At 39.8% G+C, this 25,212-nt stretch carries 16 protein-coding genes; 6 read left to right on the forward strand and 10 right to left on the reverse strand.

Annotated features, from left to right (window positions below; genetic code table 11):
- Positions 1-31: 31 nt before the first annotated feature.
- From BV375_RS19930 to BV375_RS19940, 3 genes are all read right to left on the reverse strand, one after another.
- Positions 32-2,134, reverse strand: a complete 2,103-nt coding sequence (locus tag BV375_RS19930) for a PAS domain S-box protein (RefSeq protein ID WP_086763498.1) — start codon at positions 2,132-2,134, stop codon at positions 32-34.
- A gap of 233 nt (positions 2,135-2,367) precedes the next feature.
- The gene (locus BV375_RS19935) at positions 2,368-3,645 is read right to left on the reverse strand and encodes a hybrid sensor histidine kinase/response regulator (protein ID WP_086763500.1); all 1,278 of its coding nucleotides are present in this window, start codon (positions 3,643-3,645) and stop codon (positions 2,368-2,370) included.
- A gap of 30 nt (positions 3,646-3,675) precedes the next feature.
- Complete coding sequence (locus BV375_RS19940) at positions 3,676-5,562, reverse strand: ATP-binding protein (protein ID WP_086763502.1); 1,887 nt, start codon at positions 5,560-5,562, stop codon at positions 3,676-3,678.
- A 460-nt stretch (positions 5,563-6,022) separates the two neighbouring features.
- Between BV375_RS19940 and BV375_RS19945 the strand changes: the two genes are divergently transcribed.
- On the forward strand, positions 6,023-7,102 hold the full coding sequence (locus BV375_RS19945) for a hypothetical protein (protein WP_086763504.1): 1,080 nt from the start codon (positions 6,023-6,025) through the stop codon (positions 7,100-7,102).
- Positions 7,103-7,412: 310 nt separating this feature from the next.
- On the forward strand, positions 7,413-8,129 hold the full coding sequence (locus BV375_RS19950; RefSeq protein ID WP_243713989.1) for an RNA ligase family protein: 717 nt from the start codon (positions 7,413-7,415) through the stop codon (positions 8,127-8,129).
- A gap of 51 nt (positions 8,130-8,180) precedes the next feature.
- On the opposite strand, the gene BV375_RS19955 is transcribed toward BV375_RS19950, so the two are convergent.
- The gene (locus BV375_RS19955; RefSeq protein WP_086763508.1) at positions 8,181-8,771 is read right to left on the reverse strand and encodes a TetR/AcrR family transcriptional regulator; all 591 of its coding nucleotides are present in this window, start codon (positions 8,769-8,771) and stop codon (positions 8,181-8,183) included.
- Between the two features lie 50 nt (positions 8,772-8,821).
- On the opposite strand from BV375_RS19955, the gene BV375_RS19960 reads away from it, so the two are divergent.
- Entirely contained in the window at positions 8,822-9,328 is a 507-nt protein-coding gene (locus BV375_RS19960) for a hypothetical protein (protein ID WP_086763510.1), read from the forward strand.
- A 486-nt stretch (positions 9,329-9,814) separates the two neighbouring features.
- Here BV375_RS19960 and BV375_RS19965 read toward each other — a convergent pair whose 3' ends face one another.
- Both BV375_RS19965 and BV375_RS19970 read right to left on the reverse strand, forming a co-directional pair.
- Positions 9,815-11,176 carry a cysteine desulfurase-like protein gene (locus tag BV375_RS19965; RefSeq protein WP_086763512.1) on the reverse strand — a complete coding sequence of 454 codons (1,362 nt, stop codon included), beginning with the start codon at positions 11,174-11,176 and terminating at the stop codon, positions 9,815-9,817.
- A 225-nt stretch (positions 11,177-11,401) separates the two neighbouring features.
- Positions 11,402-12,325, reverse strand: a complete 924-nt coding sequence (locus BV375_RS19970; protein ID WP_086763514.1) for a phosphorylase — start codon at positions 12,323-12,325, stop codon at positions 11,402-11,404.
- A 314-nt stretch (positions 12,326-12,639) separates the two neighbouring features.
- Here BV375_RS19970 and BV375_RS19975 point away from each other — a divergent pair, with 314 nt between their 5' ends.
- Positions 12,640-14,034, forward strand: coding sequence for a glycoside hydrolase 100 family protein (locus BV375_RS19975; RefSeq protein ID WP_086763516.1), 1,395 nt, complete (start codon positions 12,640-12,642; stop codon positions 14,032-14,034).
- Between the two features lie 4 nt (positions 14,035-14,038).
- Here the strand turns inward: BV375_RS19975 and BV375_RS19980 are convergent, their stop codons facing one another.
- Positions 14,039-14,827, reverse strand: a complete 789-nt coding sequence (locus BV375_RS19980) for a Uma2 family endonuclease (RefSeq protein ID WP_086763518.1) — start codon at positions 14,825-14,827, stop codon at positions 14,039-14,041.
- Positions 14,828-15,601: 774 nt separating this feature from the next.
- Between BV375_RS19980 and BV375_RS19985 the strand changes: the two genes are divergently transcribed.
- Positions 15,602-19,645, forward strand: coding sequence for a HEAT repeat domain-containing protein (locus BV375_RS19985; RefSeq protein ID WP_086763520.1), 4,044 nt, complete (start codon positions 15,602-15,604; stop codon positions 19,643-19,645).
- A 1,394-nt stretch (positions 19,646-21,039) separates the two neighbouring features.
- On the opposite strand, the gene BV375_RS19990 is transcribed toward BV375_RS19985, so the two are convergent.
- From BV375_RS19990 to BV375_RS20000, 3 genes are all read right to left on the reverse strand, one after another.
- Complete coding sequence (locus BV375_RS19990; protein WP_086763522.1) at positions 21,040-21,864, reverse strand: class I SAM-dependent methyltransferase; 825 nt, start codon at positions 21,862-21,864, stop codon at positions 21,040-21,042.
- Positions 21,865-21,905: 41 nt separating this feature from the next.
- Complete coding sequence (locus BV375_RS19995) at positions 21,906-22,574, reverse strand: HAD family hydrolase (protein WP_086763524.1); 669 nt, start codon at positions 22,572-22,574, stop codon at positions 21,906-21,908.
- A 705-nt stretch (positions 22,575-23,279) separates the two neighbouring features.
- Positions 23,280-23,519: a hypothetical protein gene (locus BV375_RS20000; RefSeq protein ID WP_086763526.1), complete on the reverse strand. Its 240-nt coding sequence runs from the start codon at positions 23,517-23,519 to the stop codon at positions 23,280-23,282.
- 1,236 nt (positions 23,520-24,755) lie between these two features.
- Here BV375_RS20000 and BV375_RS20005 point away from each other — a divergent pair.
- Positions 24,756-25,025: a hypothetical protein gene (locus tag BV375_RS20005; RefSeq protein ID WP_086763532.1), complete on the forward strand. Its 270-nt coding sequence runs from the start codon at positions 24,756-24,758 to the stop codon at positions 25,023-25,025.
- Positions 25,026-25,212 lie beyond the last annotated feature (187 nt).

The raw sequence follows: 25,212 nt of genomic DNA on the forward strand, positions 1-25,212 counted from the left end.
TCTACCCAAAAAGCTGAAAAAGTTGACAGAGTCAGTCTTCTGGCTCAAAACAATGCTGATCAAAAATATGAAGGTAACTGTGTTTACTGGCTGTCTGCTGAGATTGTCGAATCGGAATTTCAATTACAAACTCGGCTCCTTGACCAGGTATAGAATGGCACTGCAATGAGCCACCATGCTTCTCGGTGACAATCTGGTAGCTGATCGACATTCCCAATCCTGTCCCTTTACCAACTGGCTTAGTGGTAAAAAATGGATCGCACAATCGCTTTTGAACAGATTCCGGGATACCAGGACCGTTATCCAAAATCCGGATCTGTACATGGTCTGAACCTACCATCTGTGTACAAATCCGAATTTCATTGGTCTTTTGCTCAATCTCCTGAAACCTGCGCAATTGGTCTGCTTCTTCGAGGGCATCAATTGCGTTGCTAATGATATTCATAAACGCTTGGTTGAGTTGTCCGGCGTAGCACTCAACTAACGGCAGGTTAGCATATTCCTTAACCACTTCAATTCCTGGATGATCTTGCTTGGCTTTCAACCGATTCTGTAAGATGATCAGCGTACTATCAATGCCCTCATGGATATTCACCGCTTTCATCTCGGCTTCGTCCATACGCGAGAAGTTCCGTAAAGAGAGGACAATCTTTTTAATTCGGTCTGCGCCAGATTCCATTGAACAGAGCAACTTGGGCAAATCTTCTACCAAAAATTCTAGGTCGATCTCCTCGCTTTTGACCTGGATTTCCGGTGCTGGGCTGGGATAATGCTGTTGATACAATTGCAGCAGTCCTAGCAGATGTTGAATATACTCATTGGCAGGCTTGAAGTTGGCATAGATAAAGTTGACTGGGTTATTTATTTCATGGGCTACCCCAGCGACTAACTGCCCCAAACTAGACATTTTCTCATTCTGCACTAGCTGAGTCTGCGTTCGCTTCAGTTCAAGCAAGGTAGTTTCCAAATCAGTTGCTTTCTGCCGCAAAGCTTCTTGGGCTTGTTTACGAGCACTGATATCGCGAGCAATTTTAGAGGCACCGATGATTTTGCCTGTCGAATCTTTAACTGGAGAAATCGTCAGCGAAAGATCAATCATCATCCCATCTTTACGTTGGCGCACGGTTTCAAAGTGATCGACCCGTTCTCCTTGCCTGAGTTTGAGCAAAATTTGGGGTTCCTCATTAATGCGATCGCCAGGAACAAGCATTGCCATAGGTTGACCGATGACTTCTTGTGCTTTATATCCAAACAGTGTTTCTGCCCCACGATTCCAGCTGACAATCACTCCGTCCAAGGTTTTGCTGATAATGGCATCATCCGAGGACTCGACAATTGCCGCTAGACGAAACATAGCTTCTTGGGCTTGTTTGTGTTCTGTAATATCTATATGAACTCCAATCCATTCCCGAATACTGCTATCAAGATTCAATATTGGGATAGCTCGAACGCTGATGTGGCAATAGCCACCGTCATGGCGGCGTAAACGGTGTTCCACCTTGTACAAGGTTCGGCTTGCAACTGCTTGTGACCACACTTTTTCTGTGTGCGACTGATCGTCTGGGTGAACCGCATTTAGCCAGCCCCAACCCTTTAGTTCCTCGAAGGTTTGTCCGGTATAGGCACTCCAAGCGGGCTGCTTGCTGACAAACTCACCTTCAGCTTTGGTGTCCCAAATAATTTCAGATGTGGCTGTTATCAAGAAGCGGTAGCGTTCTTCGCTGTGGCGTAATGCCAATTCTGCCTGTTTGCGCTCTGTGACATCTTCAGCCACAAGCATCACCCCGTTCACAACCCCCGCGCTGCTGCACCACGGGCAAAGCGTCCACTGACGCCAGCCTGTTAAACCATCAACCTGCTGAAATCTCTCCTCTACACACAATTCAACCGCTGCCATCAAACAGTACTGGTATGCCTCTGTCAATGGTTCACAAAACTGCCGAAATAACTCTTTGTGCGATCGCCCAATAATATCTTGTTCATCCAGCCCTAACTCACTCAACCATCGTTGGCTGGTCAGCAAATACTTCATTTCGCGGTCTACAATTGCTGCCGCAATTGGTAGGTTTTCTAAAAACGCACAGTAGAGATCATCTCGTTGGAAATCATTATTTATCAGAGAATTTTGGCTCATGGTATACCCTGAATATCTAATTACTATTTCAGCGCTTAAAAAATTTTGTATTATTTATGTAATTCTATTGCTTGCGGTTTTCTATTGCGATGTTACTACTACCTCGTTTAATCAAGGTTGATGAAGATATATATTCCGCATTTTATGTTGCTCAAATTCTGATAGCATTAACATGAGCTTGAACTCCTTATAAGTACTCGGTGATACTTGCTTATAGTTATTAGCAAGCTAATCTAGACTGTATTACTCACACTTGGAATTGCAATCTTAAACTCGGTTCCTATACCCGGCTGAGAATTTACTTCCATTGTGCCTTTGTGTTTTTCCACGACAATTTGATGAGCTATCGACAAGCCAAGCCCAGTACCCTTGCCAACTGGTTTCGTGGTAAACAAAGGCTCAAAAAGCCGTTGTTTAAGTCTCTCAGGAACACCAATTCCATTGTCAGCAATCCGAATTACAACCCAATGTTGAGAATTTATTTCTGTTGTAATTTTAATTTGAGGAATTTTATTGCTCATTTTGCCTTGGTTTATGGCTTCATCAAGGGCATCAATTGCATTAGCAATAATGTTTATAAATACTTGATTCATCTGACCTAAATAGCAGTTTACCTCTGGCAATGTTCCATATTTCTTAATCACTTCAATGCCAGGACGATCGCCATTACCCTTGAGGCGGTGTTGCAAAATCATTAATGTACTATCTAGCCCTTGGTGCAAATCCGCAGGTATTTTGGTATCACTATCCGAACGGCAGAAGGTACGGAGTGAAGTAGAAACTTGACGAATTCGTTCAGTTCCCAGTTTGAATGAGTCCAAAATTTTGACCAGATCTTGAAGAATGAATTCTAAATCCCAATCTTCAAGAGCAGCGGTAATTTTGGCTGTCGGGTTTGGATACTCTTGTTGATACAGTCGGAGAATTTCGCTTACTCCGGCAATATATTCCTCCAAAGGTGGAATATTGCTAGTGATAAAGTTGATGGGGTTGTTCATTTCATGGGCAATACCAGCGATTAACTCTCCTAGTGTTGATAATTTCTCTTGCTGTACCAGTTGGACTTGGGCTTGTTGCAAAGCATCAGTGCGATCGCGCACTTGTTGTTCTAAAGATTCATTAAGTTGTTTAAGCCGTAAATGCACGCGGACTCTGGCAATAACTTCCTCCTGAGCAAATGGTTTGGGTATGTAGTCTACCGCACCCAGAGAAAATCCCTTAGTTTTACTATCTATATCCGCTAAAGCAGTGGTAAAAATAATCGGAATGTTCTGGGTAACAGGATTGGCTTTGAGACGACGACAGGTTTCAAATCCGTTAATACCTGGCATTTGTACATCCAGCAAAATTAACTCTGGTTGATTGCGTTCGGCTTGAGCGATCGCACTTTCGCCATCGATTGCAACACGGAAACGCAACCCCTCACCCGTGAGTGCTTCGGACAGGACAGACAAATTGGTGGGATTATCATCGACAATCAAAATAAATCCGTTATTTGAAATCTTGGTCATAATGCATATAAAAATGAAATTTACGCCGAATTAATTAATTTGTTGTTGAATAAAAGTTTCCAAACGTTTGAGTTGGAAGTTGCTAGCCAACTGGATGAGTTGTTGAGTAAAACCACTTAACTGCTCATCAGATTTAGAAAGTTGTTGAGCTATTTCTAAAATTTTTTGAATATCGCCGTCTTGTACCAGTTCCAATAATTGTTGTAGAACTTCCTGGGAAGGAGGAATTATATCAACTGAAAGGTTTGAGCTATTTACATCGGTTTTTTTGATTATGTTTGTCTTGTTTTCATACAACCATTCCAGTTGCAAAAATTGCCGCAGCAGTTCTAGCAACATTTCAGCTTCTATCGGCTTAGGGAGAAATGCATCTGCACCAACATCAATACTCTTGTATTGGTCAATTGCAAACACACTGGCTGACGAAGCGATAATAGCCATCTCCTTAAATTGGCCAGACTGACGTAAACTTTTAATAAACTCAAATCCATCCATCACAGGCATAACTAAGTCAGTGATAATCAAGTCTGGTTTGTAGGTTTTTACCTGTTCCCATCCTTCTTGACCCTGACTAGCTTCTACAACAGTAAACCCCACTGGCTCTAGTAAATTGACAATCACCGAGCGGTTTTCCCATTTGTCATCCACAATCAAAATGGTGCGCCTTTGTCCTTGATAACCAATAATGCTTCCCTTCTCAACTACTCTAGAAACCCTTGCCCAGTCTTTAGATTCTGGCAATTCCACTTCAAACCAGAAAGTGCTACCTGCGCCAAACTGACTTTCTACTTGAATTTGACTACCCATCAACGAAATAATTTTTTGGCTGATTGCTAGTCCTAAACCTGTACCTTCAGTTTGTCGTTTCTGACTTCCCACTTGCTCAAAAGGTAGAAATATTTTCTCGGCTTGCTCAGGGGTGATACCTGTGCCAGTATCTATTACTTCAAAGCGAATTTTATATGTAATTTGTTTATTGCCATTTGAGGCTTGATTAATAACTTTAACCTTGAAGGTAACGCTGCCTTGATTAGTAAATTTGATTGCATTCCCAAGCAAGTTGAGCAATACTTGCCGCAAGCGTTTTTCATCAGCACGAATCCCTGTTGGTAAATCGGGGTCAAGTTGCAGATGAAATGCGATCACCTTTTGTTCGGCACGGATGCGACAAATTTCACTTACACTGTCTAGAAATGCAGGCAAGTAAAAATCAATTGGATTCAATTCCAACTTTCGGGCTTCAATTTTGGAGAGATCCAAGACATCATTAATCAAGGTTAATAAATGAGAACCACATTGGTAAATGATGCTGATTCCTTTGCTACCTTTCTCACTTAAAGCTTCTGTGCGTTGGAGGATTTGTGTATAGCCAAGGATGCCATTGAGAGGAGTGCGTAATTCATGACTCATATTGGCGAGAAATTCACTCTTGGCTTGGCTAGAGTTCTTCGCCACTTCCTCAGCAAGGCGTAACTCTTTCTCAATGCGTTTGCGCTCGACAATTTCACTTATGAGTACTCGGTTGATAGCTTCTAATTGGGCAGGGCTGGGTAATGTCAAAGCTTGAGGCATGAGATAAATTAACGCAAATGCCGTATATATCGAAATAATGGCAGTGAAAGCTTTCAAACCACCTGCTATCCAGTAATTGGGATGCCAAAGCGTCCAAATTTCCATCAAGTGCCCAGTACCACAAGCAATGATAAAAGCACCAAATAACAGAAAGACACCGTTAAAAGGAACGTCTTTGCGCTTAGAAATAAAGTAGATCAGAAGAAAGGGAATAGAATAATAAGCTAAGGCGATCGTGGCATCAGAAATAATGTGGAGCCACACCAGCCCCGTTTTCCAGAGATAACAATGTCCGTGCGGGATAAAACTGTTTGAGTAGGAAGGATAATTAAAAAAAGCTAACATAATACTAGAGGTGACTAAATTTGTGATAATTATCTGTAACCTCAGTATTCCCAAAAAGGTTTAGACTTTTAAGTTTCGATTACTTATTTTTATCTATTACTTGTGCCCAATTATACAAAAGATGTTGTTTAATTAATATTTATCTATTGATTAAAGTTAATGCATCCTTAAATCTTTCATCATTTCTATTTGAAGATTTAAGTTAGACTTGTGCATTCAATAGATTAGTCATGGTGCGAGCAATGTCTTCTGCCTTGGTTGCCAAAATTTGATTCGTAGCTTCAAATCCTTGGCGAGCGCCAATATATCATCGATGGACAGGACAAACAGTAAGCCCTTGGCGTTTGTCATATTTTTGACATAACCTTTGAGCGCTCGCTGGTGAGATTGCCAACAGGAGATTGTGGTGTACAAGGTGCTATACTCATCAAGTTTTAGTTAGCTATAAGTAGTAGATCTAATGGCATCCCGACGAGAAGCGATTATTTTCATTCACGGATTTTATCTTGGTAGAGATAGAAATTATTTTATTGATAGTTTATCTACTGGTTTTACTGAAGTATTAAATACTACAAGAATTGAAGAAGCAGGTGAAGAAAAAATTGCCGGATATGCTGGGAAAAAATTCAAAGTATATCTAGACGTAGACAATATCAAAGAAGTTGATATTTATGATGCATATTGGAACGATCTTATAAGTCAACCATTAAGTAGCAGTAACTTAAAGAATCAGGTGTTCCGTGGCATATACATGTTATTTTATTGGTTGATTACAAGGGATATATTTGCTTTAAGAAAGTCTCCTCCTTTACTTATAGGTTTAGGTATATCTTTACTGCTATGGATTTTTTGGTTTTATGGAATTATTGCACTTGCGCTTGTAGCTTTAGGACAAGAACCAAACTTGTTAGGTTTTCCGATTTCTGAGGATTGGTCAAGACAAATCAGCGCTTTTGGAAAACAGATGACAAATTGGTCTGCTTGGCTGGTTGTGAGTGGAATATTCAGTTTTGTACCGATTAATATGATCGCTGACATTGCAGATTTTTCCACACGATATTTAGAAGAAAATCCTGAAGGCAAGATTTTAAAGGCAAAAATTCGCAAAAAAGTTGCAGAAACATTAAATGCTGTTTTAGAGTCTGAACTCTATGACAAGATAACTGTATTAGGTCATAGTTTTGGGAATGTTATAGCTACTGATGTACTTGCAGACTATCAGCAAAAATATCAAGTTCGCTATATTTCTATGGGAAGCTCTTTGAAAGTTTTTTCTTCTAAGTCTAAACAGATTGAGGAAGAAATTAAAAAATGCTTCAAGAATGAACAAATAGAAACCTGGATTGACTTTTATTCCAATCAAGATTGGCTATGTACAAAAACACCTATTCCTGAAGGTTGCAATTCTATAAAATTTATATATAAAAAAATTAAAATTCCATTTTCGCTATTAAATCAACTTACTGGGAAATCTCACGATCACTATTTTATGAATGAAGAAGTTTTGAAAACATGTTTAAACTTTAAAAATCATAGTTAATGTGATTACATACCAATCCGATTTTATTTCTTAGCTTACTCGTAGAGGTAGGAAACAGGGAATGGGAAAGAAAGGAGGTAGTACAGGAGCTAAGAGTGAAATTTTTGATACTGATGAAATCGCTTCAGCGTAAGCAACATAACACCGCGATCGCCTACTAACTCTATAATGTTAAATATTTTAATTTGCGAGTTAAAGATTGACATTCAAAGCTTTGTCATTACAATTGTAGTATTTAAACTACATTATTAGCAAATGCATGAGTTACGATTTTGTATTAAGGAATTGCGATCTAAATAAACTCAACTCCATGACCAAATATCCCAGTATTCCTACTTATCATGCCTTAGGGGATAGAGGCGCATTACTGAAAGAAACAGTCATTTTTGATGGCGAAGTAATTCTTACTGAAAAAGTAGATGGCACAAATTCTCGCATCATTCTACTGCCTGATGGCAACTTTGTTCTGGGTAGTAGAGAAGAGCTTTTATTTGCAAAAGGTGACTTGATTGGTAATCCCGCGCTGGGGATTGTGGATTCTCTCAAAGGTGTTGCAAGTTGCTTACCTCAGTCTCAAGACTGCATCACTGTTGCGTATCTTGAGTTGTACGGTGGCAAGATTACTTCTGCTAGTAAACAATATACCTCTGAGCAGAGAGTCGGTTGGCGATTGTTTGACGTTGCAGTGCTTACAGATATCGAAACGCTGTTCGATAAGTCTACCAAGCAACTATCAGCTTGGCGGGATAATGGTGGTCAAATGTTTTTGGATGAAGCGCAACTGAGCAAAACGGCTAAAGATTATGGATTTGAGCTAACACCGCGACTTGCAACAGTTGCAGCTTTACCAACTAGTATCCAAGAAGCCCACGAGTTTCTTAAGTCTATTTTACCGAAAACCAATGTAGCGTTGGATGCAGGTGCAAATGGGCGAGGCGAAGGTATCGTTGCTAGAACTAATTCTAGGAGTGCGATCGCCAAACTGCGTTTTGAAGATTATGAACGCCATGCTAAACGTCGCAATTAGTAGAATCAAGTTGTACAGTATCCTAGAAAAGATTACTAGCTGTCGCTGATCTCAATTAGTCTGAACTTTAAGGAAAAGATGCAAGGCACGACGAACGTATGCTTCCCATGATTCGGGCATAGGTTGAAAGATTAGTGCATAAAGCATAATTGCACTCATAGTATCAAAGACTAGTCCTGAGTCTAAATCTGCCTGAATCTCATTTCTGGCTTTTGCTCGTTCAAGCACAACAGCAAAGGCTTGTCTTCTAGGTTGTAGATATTTTGTCCAGTAAATTTGAGCAAACTGAGAATTATTTGATGCACTGTTGATAATCATGGCAACAGTTTTTCGCCCTAAAGGACTGAGGGTGATTTGTGCAGCATTCTTAATCAATTCATCAATATCGTCCCAGAGCTTACCTGTGTTGGGAATTACAACATCTTGCCTCACACTCTCGATCGCATCAGCAACTAGTTCTTCTTTAGAAGCGTAGCGTCGGTAAATAGTCGGTTTGCCAACTCCAGCACGAGCTGCGATCGCATCAATACTCATACCATCAAAACCAACTTCTGCCAACAATTCTAGGGTTGCTTGCAACATTGCTTGATGCGCTTGATTACTTCGGGGTCTTCCTAACGATTTTTTATTGCTATCTGTCATAAGTGTTATTATGTTACGAAACGGTTTCGTAAATAAACAGGAATCGTCTTATGAGCAAGTTTCCTCACCCGCGCTATCAAGATAAACACAGCACCCAGACTCTTCAGCAAGGACTCAATGAATATTATGCGGTGAATCCGAATGTCACCAATCCTCAAGAACTGCTACCAGAATTTGCCAGAATTTTGCTGGCGCACGATGCCAGTCATGTTATCTATGCCTGTGATACAGGAATGTATGATGAACTAAAGTTGTTGCCTCTTATTTGGTGGACAAGCGACTATAAATTTCGTGACCACTTACAAACGCTTAAAGACCCAACTATCAGTCCGGCAATTCGTGTCATGTATGACGACTTGATTGAGCAACATGGAGTTTTGTGGTTATATAGTTCAATTTTCTTAACTTTGCCACAATTACTACCAGAATTAACACAGATTTGGTTCAAAACTCGTCAAAGAAAGTCTGATGTTCCCTTCTTGAATTTTGAACCACTACTAGAGCGATCGCTCTTAGATATTCGCCAAGAGTTTGAGCTTTTGCCTTTGATCAAATAACCATTTGGCTGTGCACGTTAAATAAAATCACCGTGGCTTTTGATGATACCTCTCACGGTTGCAAGACCTAAACCTGTACCTTTACCAACTTCTTTAGTAGTAAAAAACGGCTCAGATATTCTATTCAAATAACAAATTTTTGACAGAAATAGTAAATAGTAGATTTACCAATCCTAGCACGGGCTGCGATCGCATTGCAGATCGATGTATTGGCATAACAGGTCGATGCAATTAAATTGCAGGTCGATGTATTAACATAACAAGCCGATGTATTGGCATAGCAGGTCGATGCAATTAAATTACAGGTCGATGCATTAACATAACAAGCCGATGTATTGGCATAACAGGTCGATGCAATTAAATTGCAGACCGATGCATTAATATAACAAGCCGATGCGATCGCATACCAAATTTACTTAGTGTTTTAGTGTATCTGTCGTAAAAAATCTTTAACCACAGAGACACCAAGACACAGAGAAAAGAAATTTACACAGCAATTTCTTTTAAAGCGTGCAAGAGGCGCTCAATTTCTTCGACTGTGTTGTAGTGTGTGAGTCCAATCCGCACCAAGCCACCAGTAGCTTCTACGCCTAACTTTTCAGTCACACCGATCGCATAAAAATGACCATGCCATGAAAATATACCGCGATCGCCTAATGCTTTGGCAACACTTTCTGCGCTTTGTCCTGCTAGTCGAAAGGCAACTGTTGGTGTTCGCGCAGTAAAGCGCTCTTGGTTGGTGATGCCATAGAAGCTTAAACCAGGAATTGCCAACAATCCCGGAATTAGTTTGTGGCTCAATTCTCTTTCGTATTGTTGAATTGCTGACATTGCTGCTACCAAAGCAGCACGGCGGCTGTGATAAGCAGATGTGATTGAAGGTGTTGCTTGTTCTGGTGAGGTGAGGAAACTGGGACAGTGGAATTTTTCTAAGCCTTCCTTATCAGCTTCGATTAAAGCGGAAATTAACTCGCTGTCAACTGAAGGTGAGACATGACAACCAAGTTTTGTTAAATAGTTAATCGCCGCCACCAATCCAGCTAAACCTTCAAAATTCAAAGTTCCTGTTTCCCAACGCGCTGGCACATCATCCGGAGCCGGTCTAACTTTGTAGGGAGTTAAACGGGTAAGATGTTCTCGCTTGCCGTACAAAATTCCAACGTGGGGGCCGAAGAATTTGTAAGCAGAACAGGCCAGAAAGTCACAACCTAGGGCGTGGACATTGATGGGAGCGTGAGGGACGTAGTGGACTGCATCAACAAACACCCAAGCACCAACAGCATGGGCGAGGCGCACGACTGCGGCTACATCGTTGATTGTCCCGACAGCATTAGAAGCATAGCCAACTGCTACTAACTTTGTCTGTGGATTGATTTGCCGTTCTAGTTCACCCATGTCTAAGGTGCAGTCTTCGGTGTTGAAATCTACAACTTTGACAATTACACCTTTTTCCTCTAATGCATACCAAGGGGAAACATTAGCGTAATGGTCGAGCCGCGTCACAATAATTTCATCACCTGCTTGCAGTTCCCGACCGATAGCGCGACTCAAGCTGAAGGTAAGAGTGGTCATGTTAGCACCGAATACCACCTCATCACTATGGCATCCGAGCAAATCCGCACTAGCAGCACGAGCCGCCGTAATCAGCGCATCTGTACGCACACTTGTAGCAAAAGCTCCGTGAGAATTGGCATTTGACCTCACCAGGTAGTCGCTGATGGCATCGAGTACTGCTCCTGGTGTCTGAGTACCACCAGGGCCATCGCCAAAAATTACAGGTTCACCGTTGATTGTTTGTGTGAGTGCTGGAAACTGGGCGCGTATCCATTTCAGGTCTAAGGGCTGCATAATCATCTCCTGGGTTAATAGTCGAATGGCGCTCAGATGATCCGACACAGGGAGGCGAGGAGAATTAGTCTGAAAAATTTTCCGCGTTTACCTAAACTTTTAACTTAGTGCCATTCGTTGATAGTGCCTTACCTAAGTGTTAAAACAATGCCAAAAATTGTATTGGGCATTTATGGGTTTTTACAGGCAAGTTATGCTGCACAAGTTAACACAAAAATTTTGTTTCTACACTTGTGCTTGCCTCGGTATCGCCACACTTTTAAGAATATTCATTGGCCCATGTTCTTTGAGGATTTGCATTTGTTCTTGATTTCGCACTAATAAAGCACCTGCAAAGCCTAATGAATTTACAGAAATTGCCGCGAATTCTTCTTGCGATCGCGGTACGATTAACATCCATTCTCGCGTAGCTAAAAAATTGTAAGCACCAGATTGTTTATTATCGTCAACTGCGGTGATACCCACGGCATTTAGTAAAGCGTGATAGAGTTCCAAGGTAGTTTTTGCTGCTGTGAATGGAGACTCTGCCCAATCGGGATTTAGAGGTGCGAAAGCGTGTGTAAAAGGTAACCCTGGTATAGTTGCAATCGCGCCTTGAAATTCTGCTGCTGCGAATAAAGGCTCAATGGGTATTGCTACTTCTGAAGTTGTCAGTGGTAATGGTACAACCTGCAAATGCTTGTGTCTCTGACTCGCACCTGCAACCTGACCACCGTTGTAAAATGCCAAACCATCGTATTCAGCTAAACAAGCCCACATGGCGGCAAAATCTTCTAGAGTCAGTAAGCTTTCCTGTTCCTCAAAAGCGCGAGTAATAATTAACAAATGATAGTCAACAACATTGAACTTATTTAAGACACAGACATGGGTCTCAGAAATATCTGCTACAAATAAATCTTCATCGTAGGGTAAAAAAGGATTAAAATCCTTGCCAGATAAGGCAGTTTGTTGAGCCTGTTTCTGCTTGGCTGCATCCTTGCGCACAAGATTTGACAAAATCCGAACTAAGAAGCTCACACCATCCTGTTCAACGAATTCAAATTCCGTCGGTATCGACAGCAACGCTCCGCATTTCCAAGCGGATTCAGTACGTTCTATGACACTTTTCCATAACGTGCCAGGTTGCAACAATATTTTTCCTTGTGTCATATCTTTTCCTTCAGGCTCGGTGAAATATTCTAGCAGGAAGCGCAATGTTCCTCAGCCATGTATTACTTTTATACCAATGATAGATTGACTACCCTGAAAATTGTGACCAGAGAGCGTTGCTGAAAAAAACTGTTCGTACATGAGCCTAATGAATGTCGTCCTGATAACTAATACGGTGGTATGAGGGCAGAGGCTATTTATTAAGTCACGCTATTTATAGAGGCTGTTGACCAATTTTCCTATTTCCAGTAACCAGTACCACAGCGCGATCGCCGCTAGCTATTGAATGTAAAGTACTACAGGATAATTCGCTCATGCCTATAAGTGTAAAAACTGATTCCATTACCGAAGCTTGGAGGACACTAGAAAACTCAATTATTTTCTATAGGGAACGCCCAATTGGCACAGTAGCGGCTCGTGATTGCCAAAGAGCAGCTCTTAACTATGACCAGTGCTTTGTTCGTGACTTTATCACTTCAGGACTGCTTTTTCTCACGCAAGGAAAAACAGAGATTGTTCGCAATTTTTTAATAGAAACTCTAGCCTTGCAAAGTCACGAAAAGCAAATGGACTTTTTTAAGCCAGGCCCAGGATTGATGCCAGCGAGTTTTAAAGTGGATATTGTGGATGGGAAGCAAGTTTTAATCGCTGATTTTGGTGAACATGCCATTGCCAGAGTCCCACCAGTCGATTCTTGTCTATGGTGGATTATCTTGCTACGAGCTTATGTGAAAGCGACAAAAGATATTTCTTTAGCTTATCAACCAGAATTTCAACAGGGTATTAAGCTAATTTTGGATTTCTGCTTAGTGCATCGGTTTGCCATGTACCCCACAATGTTAGTTCCAGACGGTGCTTTTATGATTGACCGTCGCATGGGAGTCTATGGCAATCCCTTAGAAATTCAGGTGCTATTTTATGCAGCTTTAGTAGCAGTGAGTGAGTTGCTTTTACCGAATGATAGTAACGTTCATCTTGATACAATAAATCGACGCTTGGCAGCGCTTGAATACCACGTCAAAGAATATTATTGGATAGATATCAATCGCTTAAATGAAATTTACCGCTATAAGGGCGAAGAATTTGGTAAGGAAGTTGCGAATAAGTTCAATATTTATCCAGAGTCTATTCCTAATTGGTTAACCGAATGGCTACCAGAGACTGGGGGGTATTTAGCAGGGAATTTGGGACCTTCACAGTTAGATTTCCGCTTCTTTGCTTTGGGAAACTTGATGGCAATTCTGGTTTCCTTAGCGAGTGAGGAAGAATCCCAAAAGATTATGGATCTCGTGGAACAACGCTGGGATGAGTTGATTGGCTCCATGCCGATGAAAATTTGTTTTCCGGCCCTAGAAGGTCTAGAGTGGAAAATTGTTACTGGCTCAGACCCAAAAAACAGAGCCTGGTCTTACCATAATGGGGGTAATTGGCCTGTTTTACTTTGGTTGCTGGTGGCTGCGGCTCTCAAAACAGGTAGGGTAGAGCTTGCTAACAAAGCCATAGATGTAGCTCAAAGCCGCCTCAGCCAAGACCAATGGCCAGAATACTATGATGGTAAAAACGGGCGATTAATTGGAAAAGAAGCGAGAAAATATCAAACTTGGACTATCTCTGGGTTCTTAATGGCAAAAGAGCTAGTAGCCAATCCGGCTCATTTAAACTTAATTAGTTTTGAGAAAGACCCTGATATGATTACTTGCGTAAACTAAATAGCTAATCTAAATCGGGTTCAACACCAAGCGCTTTTAATTGCGCTATTAACCTTTGTGCGCGTTGCCTTTCCTGTTCAGCGCGTTGTTTTTCTTGTTCTGCACGCTGTGTTTCTTGTTCAGTGCGTTGTCTTTCCTGTTCAATAGAAGTTAATACCCAGTTACCTGTGCGATCGTACCAGCGTAACCAAGACTGTTCTACATCTTGATAGCTTCCTGGCCACACACCCAAGCCTAATTGTAATTCTGGTATCCAGAAGCGGGACTCAGGTAGTACTACCTCAGCATAACTACTACCATCAAGCTTAAACATTCTGAATTCATATTTATAACGATCAAATACAGCATAGTAGGGAACGCGCAGAATCCGCTCATATACTTCCCATTTTCCTGGTGGTTGCTCGATATTTCGTAATGTCTGCCCTAAGTCTTCCTCTTCGGTACTAGGAGAAAGCAACTCAACCACAATAAAAGGATCGATTCCCTCTTGCCAAATTACATAACTTAAGCGTAAATCTCGTTGCTCGTAAAGACGAGAAACACCCAAAACAGCAAACCAATCTGGTCGCTTGTACCACAGTGGATGGCGCGGGTCATAATAAAGATTCAAATCGCTAGCAACAAAAATTTGGTCGCTTGAGTAATTTGGTGGACGAAAAGTTTCGTCTAATAAACGAGGTTGCAATAAATGAAACTGATCTGGCAAACCAGGTTCCTCTGGATCTTCACTAGGAAGATCATACATTGTAGGTAATACTTCTTTAGGGGAACGTGGTGGATCAGTTTGATACATTGTCAACCAATTCTGACGATATGAGGCTTAGTTCTATTATGTAACTTAGCAGAACATTACGCAAATCAGATACAAATGTAATTAACGAAAATCTACATTCTTGTGCATTTAAAATATTACAATTTAACACAAATCTATACTTAAATAGCCAAATTAACTACCTGCATTAAACTGTAAGCTTCAATTATTTTTAGTTTATTTGTGCTTATAGCAATAAATAAATTATTCCAATTTACTTAAAAAATTACCTACTCTTGAAACTTAAGTAGGGTGGGCAATGCCCACCGTATTTACTTATTCATATCAACAGGTAAAATTGTAAGTAGAATATTTGATACCAGAATATTTATTTAAAATATTACACATCAATACTGAACTATAATGGTAAGTCTGCTACGCAATTTATAATTTATTTTATAGACATATTTTAGATAATAAGATACTAATATAACTTCCGCATAATTAAAATCACAACAAATTCCCAATAGTACAAACAAGAGTACGAAAGAGATTTTGCTTAAGTAATTACCAAGAGTTCAAAGCTTGTTCCCTAAAAAACAGGTTCGTTTTATAACGAGCAAAAAACATGTACTTAAAATAACAAAAAATGGAACTTATATTTTTAACAAAACATCATTGACAATAGAGAAAAGAGTATTTACAAGCGATATATTTCCCAGGATACGATATTTATTTAATATCCCAGATATCTGAGAAAATTACTAATGCTGGTATTTATACTCGTAGTCAAAATCTCTAACAGGCGCGAGTGTTATGGTGGAATGGATAATTGGCTTGGTAGCAAACAATGCTGTAGGATTTCTTGTCAAGGCTATTCTCAATGAAGACTTTGCTAAAGAGATAGCCAAGGACTATGCTAAAGACTTTTTTAAAAGCCGCTTGAAAAACTTTGCGACAATATTTCAGCAAGCACCAATTCAGCAAGCTGTCGCTAAAGCGCTTCAAGAATTTCTGCAACAGGTTGAAGATGAGTTAAAGTTTCGTAAACTTGCTGATGACGATATCAATAAATTTAATCAACCTCTGAAGCAATTTATTTACAACAAGTCTGTTAAGGAAATCTTGGGTCAGGCTTTTGATACAGATTGTGATGAGCTAGATTACCAAACCCTAGAAAGTATTTGGAAAGATTTGAATCTACCTAATTTACCAGCTAAGTTTAATTGGCAATTGGTAACGGATCGTTATTTAAGAAAATGCCACCAAATTCTCTATGAGTCAGAAGATTTACGAGATTTACTAAATACACGTAATTTCACAGCAATCCAAAAAAATACTCAAGAAACAGCCGGAGTCATTCCTAATTTTGACTTACGTCAATATCAAGAAGCAATTCGCGAGCGCTATGTTAATTTAAAATTAGATAGTTTAGATACCAGCGGTTATGCTTATAACGAACTGAGACTATGGAGCTTATTTATTCCTCCTAATGTGCGGGAAGTTCACCAAGTATTACCTCAAGCTTACGAACTACCTAAAGAACACTTGCGACAGCTGCAAGAAAGTAACCAACTAGAAGCGGAAGAATTTAATCTAGAAGAGTTAGAACAATACAAACGTGTTTATATTGAACAACCAGTACGTCCGGTATTGGATATTGTCAATCAGCCGCAAACTCATAAATATATAGTTATATTAGGCGATCCTGGCTCTGGCAAATCTACTTTATTGCAATACCTAGCTTTAGATTGGGTAGAAAAGACTCTCGATCAACTTAGTAAATCGGGATTTTCTTTACTACCAATTCCATTACTAATTGAGTTACGTGCTTATATCAGAAATTACGATGATGGACATTGCAAAGATTTTTTAGAATTTTTCCATCAAAGTCCAGGTGCAATTTCTCACCTCAATCAGCATCAATTGCAGGCACAGCTAAAGGCTGGTAATGCCTTGGTGATGTTTGATGGTTTAGATGAGGTGTTTAATCCTGGTAAACGTGAGGATGTAATTACAGCTATTCATCGTTTCACTAATGAGTATCCTAATGTACAGGTAATTGTGACTTCTCGTGTGATTGGGTACAAGCCACAACGGTTACGAGATGCCCAATTTCGTCACTTTATGCTGCAAGATTTAAATAATGAGCAAATTCAAGATTTTATCAACCGTTGGCATGATTTAGCTTTTAAGAATGAGGCTGATAAATTAAGAAAAAAAGAACGATTGCAAAGAGCGATTAATACATCAAAAGCTATTGCTGAATTGGCAGTTAATCCTTTACTGCTGACTATGATGGAAATTATCAATCGTAACCAGGAACTGCCAAGAGATAGAGCAGAACTTTATAAAAGAGCCTCAGAGGTGTTGCTATATAAGTGGGATGTAGAACGTGCTTTAGTAAATGAACAGCATCTTCCTATAACGATTGATTATAAGGATAAGCAGGCAATGCTGCGTCAGGTTGCTTATTATATGCAAACCAGTAAAAAAAGGTTAACTGGTAATTTGATTAGTGCCAGTAATTTAGAAAAAATTTTTACTGAATATTTGAAAAATATTGAAGTCAGTAACGCCAGAGATAAAGCAAAGCGGTTGATTATCCAACTGCAAACTCGCAACTTTATGTTATGTTTTTTGGGTGCGGATTACTATGCTTTCGTGCATCGTACATTTTTGGAATATTTTTGTGCTTGGGAGTTTGTCTGCCAATTTAAAGAAACGCAAACTTTGCAACTTGAAGAATTAAAAAATGAAGTATTTGGCAAACACTGGCAAGATGAAAGTTGGCATGAAGTATTGCGGCTGATTGCAGGTATGATTGAGCCAAGATTTGTGGGTACAGTTATTGAGTACTTAATCTCTCAACAAGGTGAGGAGGAAAAGTTTAGTAACGTATTTTTAGCTGCTAAATGCCTAGCAGAAGTGAGAAAGCGCTTAGTAATTGCAGCAACTGCTACTAAATTACTTGAGCAATTAAAAGATTTAACTAAATATGACCTTTGGTACTATTACGACCACTTATTTGATGATGAAGAAATTAAAGTAGTTGCGGAAATTCGCACCCAAGCAGTTGCCGCAGTTGCAACTACTTGGAAAGATGACGTGAAGATAAAATCTTGGTTAAAAGACCGCGCTACTGTTGATGAGAATTGGCATGTGCGACTTGCTGCTGTGGAAGAATTAGCACGCAACTTTCAAGATGATACTGATATCATCCGCTTTCTTAAAGACTGCGCCACTTTTGATGAAAGTTGGAATGTGCGACGTGCAGGCGTGGAAGAATTAGCGCGGAACTTCAAAAATGATCCTGACACCATCCGCTTCTTGAAAGACCGTGCTATTGTTGATGAGGATTCAGATGTGCGGCGTACTGCCGTGGAAGAATTAGCACGAAACTTCAAAAATCATCCCAGCACCATCAGCATTCTGCAAAACTGCGCGATCGCAGATGAGGATGCGGATGTGCGATGTGCTGCTGTGAAACAATTGGTGCAGTATTTTCAAGATGATATTCAGACCATTAGGATTCTGCAAGATTTGGCGATCGCAGATGAAAATTCGGATGTGCGATGTACCGCTGTGGCAGAATTGGCGCATCACTTTCAAGATGATACCGACACTATCGGCATTCTACAAGACCACGCTACTGTTGATGATGATACAGATGTGCGCCGTACCGCCGTGCAAGCATTAGCACGCAATTTTCCAAATCATGCTGACACCCTCAGCATTCTCAAAAACAGAACCACTTTTGATGATGATGCAGAGGTGCGACGTACTGCCGTAGAAGAATTAGCATATAACTTTAAAGCTCATACCGACACTATAGGCTTTCTCAAATCCTGCGCTACGGCTGATGAGAGTTGGCTGGTGCGACAAGCTGCAATCCAAGCAGTAGCGCGCAACTTTCAAGATGATGCTAATAGCATCCACTTCTTAAAATATATTGCCATTGCTGATGAGAGTTGGCAGGTGCGGCGTACAGTCGTGGAAGAATTAGCGCGCAATTTTCAAGATCGCGCCGACACCATAGGCTTTCTCAAAGATAGCGCTATTGCTGATGATGATTCCGATGTACGACAAGCCGCAGTCCAGGTATTAGCACGCAACTTTAAAGATAACTATGACACCATAGACTTTCTCAAATTCCGTGCCACTGTTGATGAAGATTCGGATGTGCGAGGTACAGCCGTAGAAGAATTAGCGCGCAATTTTCAAGATAACACCGAAAGCATCAGCTTACTTAAAGACTGCGCCACTGCTGATCGTAGTTGGAATGTGCGACGTATCGCCGTGGAAGAATTAGTGCGCAACTTTCACAATGACACCGATATTATCAGCTTCCTCAAAGACCTAGCTACTGCTGACAGTAATCACTATGTGCGACGTGCATCTGTGCAAGCATTGGCGCGTAACTTCAAAGATAACGCCTATATTATCAGCTTCCTCAAAGTTCGTGCTACTACCGATCATCATTGGAATGTGCGATGTACAGTTGTGGAGGAATTAGCACGCAACTTTAAAAATAACACTGACAGCATAGGCTTTCTGAAAGACTGCGCCACTGCTGATGAGAGTTGGTATGTGCGACTTGCAGCCGTGCAAGCATTAGCACGCAACTTTAAAAATCAAGCTGGGATGTTTAACGTATTCTACAACTGTGCTGTCAACGATGCCTTTCAGCGTCAGAACAGGTGGCAAACCAATCCCCGGCGAGTTGCACTGGAGATAATTATCAAACAGTATCCTCGTCATCCCCAAACTTTACCATTGCTGCGTGACAGAGCAAATAATGATTCAGATGAGAAAGTTAGGGATTTTGCTCGGAAAAAATTGGCAGAATTAAACCAGTAAAAGGAGAAAAATCAAAGTTTAGAGCCTAACTATAAAGGCCTTTTGTTGAAAAAGAAAAAATATCGGTATCAAAGAATGTTTCTTTCAACCGATATAAATACCCAACAAGAATCTTCAACTCTACTATTACAGTGTGGTAGAAATAACTAATACCATTTTGGATTTTAGATTTTGCGAAAAGTTGAGCCAGTGCGCCCTTACGGGTTTCCCGACTTGAGCAAACTTTTCAAGCTAGATTTTGGAGCCACTGCGTTGCGCGGGTTCCCAAGGCACTCCGTTGGGCGGCTCCGCCGACTTGTAGACACCCGGAGGGTGGCTTCCCGCAGGGTAGGAAGTGCCGCCACGTTGTAGCAAGTGGCGTGATTGTGAAACATCTATTGGATAAGGGTTTCAAATTTCCATCTGTCGCAATCATTTTTCAAATTGGTATAACCAAATGAAAATGGCTTAAATGCTCATCTTCATTTGGTTTTTCAATTCTGAATCCCGCGTAGCGGCACTAGACTAATTAATCGAAACAGGCTGTTGCAACAGCACTCTTACCTAATTTGTGAATTAACTCGTAGAGACAGGCAATAGGACAACAGCGTGATAGTAATTAAAATTCAACAGTAGGTCATCTATTGAGAAATCCAACCGAGTTCCTCTAGTAATGAATGCCAATGTTATGGCAGGGAATTATACCCCAGTTTTTTATGTCTGGGCAATGTCCAGCAAATTCCAGCAGATAACATTGCACTAGCAACACAAGCAATTAGGACTACTTGGAAAACATCACTCAAATTAAAAATCATTTTTGTCACCTCATTGTTTGAGCTTGAGTAGGTGGTTTATGTGCGTGTCTATAATTACTCTTTTTTTTTGGATTGGCAAGTTTTTATATCTGTTTTTTTCAAAAAAATAGTGCAGAGAACAAATAAAGTATAAATACGGTTAATAATAGTAGTACAAAGCACAATTAAGTTTTGACAAACAACTGTACAAAAGTTGGCTAACGACCTTTCTTAAGCACTGGATGATAGCAAATCCAACTAGAAATTGAAGCTATCTTGAACAGCGCTAACATTCCCGAAACAGATGTGCAAGTAATTATTGCTGTCTTTCTACAGAACACAGCAAGCTTAAGCACATATAAAATAATTTGAACTGGCTGAAGTTAGCATTAATGTAGATACAGTTTTTCACGCTTTAGTTTTGCGATCGCACTCAGTAAGGTAGCACGATGTTTAGCAGCAACCATCCATTTGATAGGCAACTAAGCAAGCTTTTGACAGTAGGGGGGGTAAAAAGCGGCGTGGATGTTCCCCCCGCTTTATTTGCCGTTGTCTTATGCCATAGGCTAACGCACCTTAAATTGTTGATAGGCGTTGCGCTAAAGCGAAAAGTTTAATAGACTACAGCTTTTGAGCAATATGAAAAGCAGAGATATATGAAAGCTGAAGCCTGCCTTGAAATTCATCTTCTATCCGTTGTCTCAAGGCTGCAAATAGAACATCTTTAATTTGTGGATCTAACTTAAGGTAAGGCGAGTAAGTATTTAAAAGCATTAAATACTCATCAACGGTATAGCTTACTTCAAACGTAATTTGTCCAAATCTTAAGTCTTTAAATTTTCCTGATCCAATCACAAAGCTTCCCAATTCTCTTAAAATATTTTCTTGAGTTTCTTTTTCTTCATATTTAGCAAGGAATGGAGCATATAATTGATAAACTTCAGCTAATCTTTGATACACTGTATAGCTGGGTTGTAGTTCTTTGTTCCACAATAAAATTAGATAACCTCGCTCTTTTAAAGCATTGGCTGCTTTTGTATATCCTACTTCCGGTGATATCCAATGAAAAGAACTTGCTGCCAGTACTACATCAAATTTAAGAGCATCTAATGCCCATTCTTCAAAAGATGTGTTCTCAATCTTGACATTGGCATAAGGTTGACAATTGTGTTGAGCTAACTGAAAAAAATCTGGGTTGGGTTCTAAACAAATTATAGAAGAACCCAATTGCGCAAACGCTACCGTTGCCGTTGCAGGACCACATCCCACCTCCAGAATTGTTGAGTTAGAGGACAGTTGAGCAACCTCTACAACTTGGTTAATTAAATCTTGAGGATAGCGAGGTCTGACTTTGTTATAAGCCTCTGCTGCGGGAGAATACCAATTTTTACGCTGTTCTAAGTTTTTGCTGGAATAACTAATGATTGTTTGTTTTAAGTCTTCCATCGATTGTGGTTTAAATAGATGCGTAATATCTATTATCTTCTTTACGGATTTTTGCTCAATGGTGAATCGCCGTAGTGTGCTAGCAAATCAGCAGGATCGTTATAGATAGCTTTAGCTTCTGCCAAACTGAAATCGTCAAAGCCGCCACAGCGTAGTGCAATTAAGCCAACTCCAGCCATACCCGCAGATTTGATATCGTAAGGTGTATCACCAAGCATCAAAACTTGGTTAGGCTCCATCTTTAGCTTACTAAGTGCTGCTTCCACAATATCTGGCGCTGGTTTAGACGTTTCAGCATCGCTTGATGTTGTTGTTTCTTGAAGTAAGTCGTCAATCTGAGCAGCTTTAAGTAGAACCTCCATTTCTTGATTTGAAGCTGAACTAGCAACGATTAGCCGCAATCCAAGCTGCTTCATATGTTGTAATAATTCCCTTGAACCATTAGCAGGTGAGAGTTTTGGTGCATAGTTGTTGAGAAATATCTCTTTGCGTCGTTGAGCGATCGCTTTTCCATCGCCTTCTTCATCCGTAAGTCCGGGTACTACTCTTGGTATCAGTTGATCTCCACCCATACCAATTAATGGTCGTACTTGCTCGAACGAGACATCATAACCAAATTCTCTAAATGTATCAACCCAAGATTGAGCGTGAGCATCATTACTTAAAATAAGCGTCCCATCGATATCTAAAAGCACTGCTTGCAATCCCATCGTCAATTTCCTATTAATATGAATTCAAAACAGCTAATTATGCTATTGCCACGTTGTTAAATCATCGCGCTAGAGAGGTAATAGTTCTTTTGTCGCTCTAGACATAGGAAAAATAAAAATAGTCAGGTTAAGAGAGAATTTTTAAACAAATCGCTGAGCAAGAGGCAGACTAATATATTATTAGCTTGAGAAAGAATCGAGCTAATGTTTGTCAATAGATAAAATAGTTATAGAATTAATACTTAATTTTTGAAATACACGTAGGAGAGCTAGTGCGTTGGAAGGGTTATCCGCGTAGAGAGGAATAGCTTTGGACATTACTCATGCGGGTTTTTTGTAAGCTGAATTCCTGTATTTAAAAAGCAATAAGTACAAAAAATCTACCTAAGCGAATAGACCTCACTGATTAGTCAAGGCTATCAGAAGGTCACTGTCAGAACTATGATTATCCCGCTGCTTTTAGGAGTGGAATTTAGTATTAGTCGTCATTCCAGCTAAGCATGACTTGTTGCTGAGTTGCGTCGGGATAAATCCGACCTAATCAGATTTCCAGAATCTTTTTCAGTAGATTAATAAAAATATTTACAGTCATTGCGAGCGTAAAGCCTTCTCTTCTCCCAATGAGAGACGCTACGCGAGGGAGAGAGCCAATTGCATAGCTTCGCTTAGCGCAATGACATTGTGTAATTAATTCTATTCGACTAATTAACGAGACTCTGTTCCTTGATTAGGAAGACCAGGCGTCGTTACAGTACCCCCAGCCGCTTCAGGATCAGCACCCTGACGAACGTCAGTACCTGATTCTTGACCAGTCATACGATATCTCTCATCAATAGGAGTATCCCCCTCTTCTGTAGTTGGTACAGTCGTTTGGGTTCCAGGGTTATCTTGAGGGTCGTATTTACCTTCTTCTTGCCGATTGTCGGGAGGAGTTTGTGATGTCATATATTTGTACCTTTTAAACAGGTTATTTTCTAAGTTTAGTTTTTAATGTCTTGTATGTTTTCTATCCTTAGATATGACTAGGCCTATAACTAATTTGGGATAAATTTTTGAACACAAACAATCGCACTTGGTAAGCCTGGCTACAATCTGGCTTAACATTGTTAGTAGGCTTTGTGCTATTTTATTTGCTATTGATTGTCAATCTGGGATACCATTGCTCGTATTTGCTACTTAACTCCCCGTTCCAGATCAGCGTCTAACCCACTCTCCGGTGGTGCAAGATACAAGGCGAGAATCCCAAATGTGTAAATTTATTTTTTGTAGTGATGGCTCTCTAACCCGCTGATTTTCCCTTAGGGAGCAAGATGATCCCACTACAAATTTATTAAGCTCCCGATACAAGTCTGCTTATCTTGTAAACACGCTATGATTTGAGTAAATTTAAAATTTAAAACTCACAAATAAAAAGCCCAACGCAATGGTTGGGCGTTGATGTTACGCTGCATGAACTTAACAATATATGTATTAAATGAATGTGAGTAAGTTGTGAGTATTCATCTTCTTTAATGTAACAACCTCTTGTATAAGAGACTACAAATAAAATTAATTTAAACTTATAACTTTATCTATCTTTAGCTTGAATATTTCTAACCTCAATCAAACATAAGATTATTGAAACCTGCTAAACAACTGGTTTAATCTAATAGCACCTAAGAATCAGACATTAGCTCCTAATAACAAAGGGGTGCAAGCAATTGCACCCTTTTTTACTAACTATTATTTAATATGAATAGTTAATATAAATTTCTCTCAACCTTGGGTGGGTTATCAAGGTGAAATAATTATAGGAAAAAGCATAGTTTTTTCAGAAAAAAATATATGTATTTCTCAGCAAAATCTGTACGCTTCCGCACATATACAGCCTCAAAAATAAAGATTATTTTCTTAAATTTAAATTTCTGACTCTAGATGTAAAATCCCAAACTTCACGTTAAAACCTCTGGCAGAGACAACGTTGAAACTCTTGATAGAGACTAGGAGTTTGGCTAATAGTTATAACATTAGCAAGAGCACTGATTCACTAGTAAAACTTGTGGATGAAAACCCTATTTTCTTCTAGTTGCATAAAATAAACTTTAGTCTTACCCGTAACAGGCAATGGTTTTTTTTGAATAGTGATTTGTGTTCTAGAGCTATGTTAGGCAAAGAATTATCAAGGCAAGGATGGGCAAGGTAATGACTACAAGTGTTTTAGGAAAACCTAAGTTTTGTGAAGGGCAGATGGTAGAGTTTATAGGTGGAGAAGGCATCATCAAAAACTACCGATTTGAGCTAAATAGCTGGCTTTATTTAGTGGAGATGCCTATAGAAACAGATCCAGAAATGGATAGGGTTGGCTATGAAACCATGATCTGGCTAGCAGAAGTAGATATCTTTCCACTGTGCAATAGTTTTTCTCATACAGTGCTAAGTCTAGAACAAAATAACTTTGCAAGAGCTTGTTAATAGCTTTTAACAAAACATTTATTCTTCACTAACAGTTTATGTTGGTAAACTAACATATAGAATAAATATATGTTGGATAGTTAACATAGTAGTTTTACAAAAAAAGCGGCGGGGGGGGGGGGGGGCGCCCCCCCCCCCCCCCCTCTTTTTGAAAAAAAAAAAAAAAAATAATAAATTAAAAAAAAAA

It is taken from the genome of Nostoc sp. 106C, assembly GCF_002154725.1.
In the GTDB taxonomy this organism is placed as follows: Bacteria; Cyanobacteriota; Cyanobacteriia; order Cyanobacteriales; family Nostocaceae; genus Aulosira.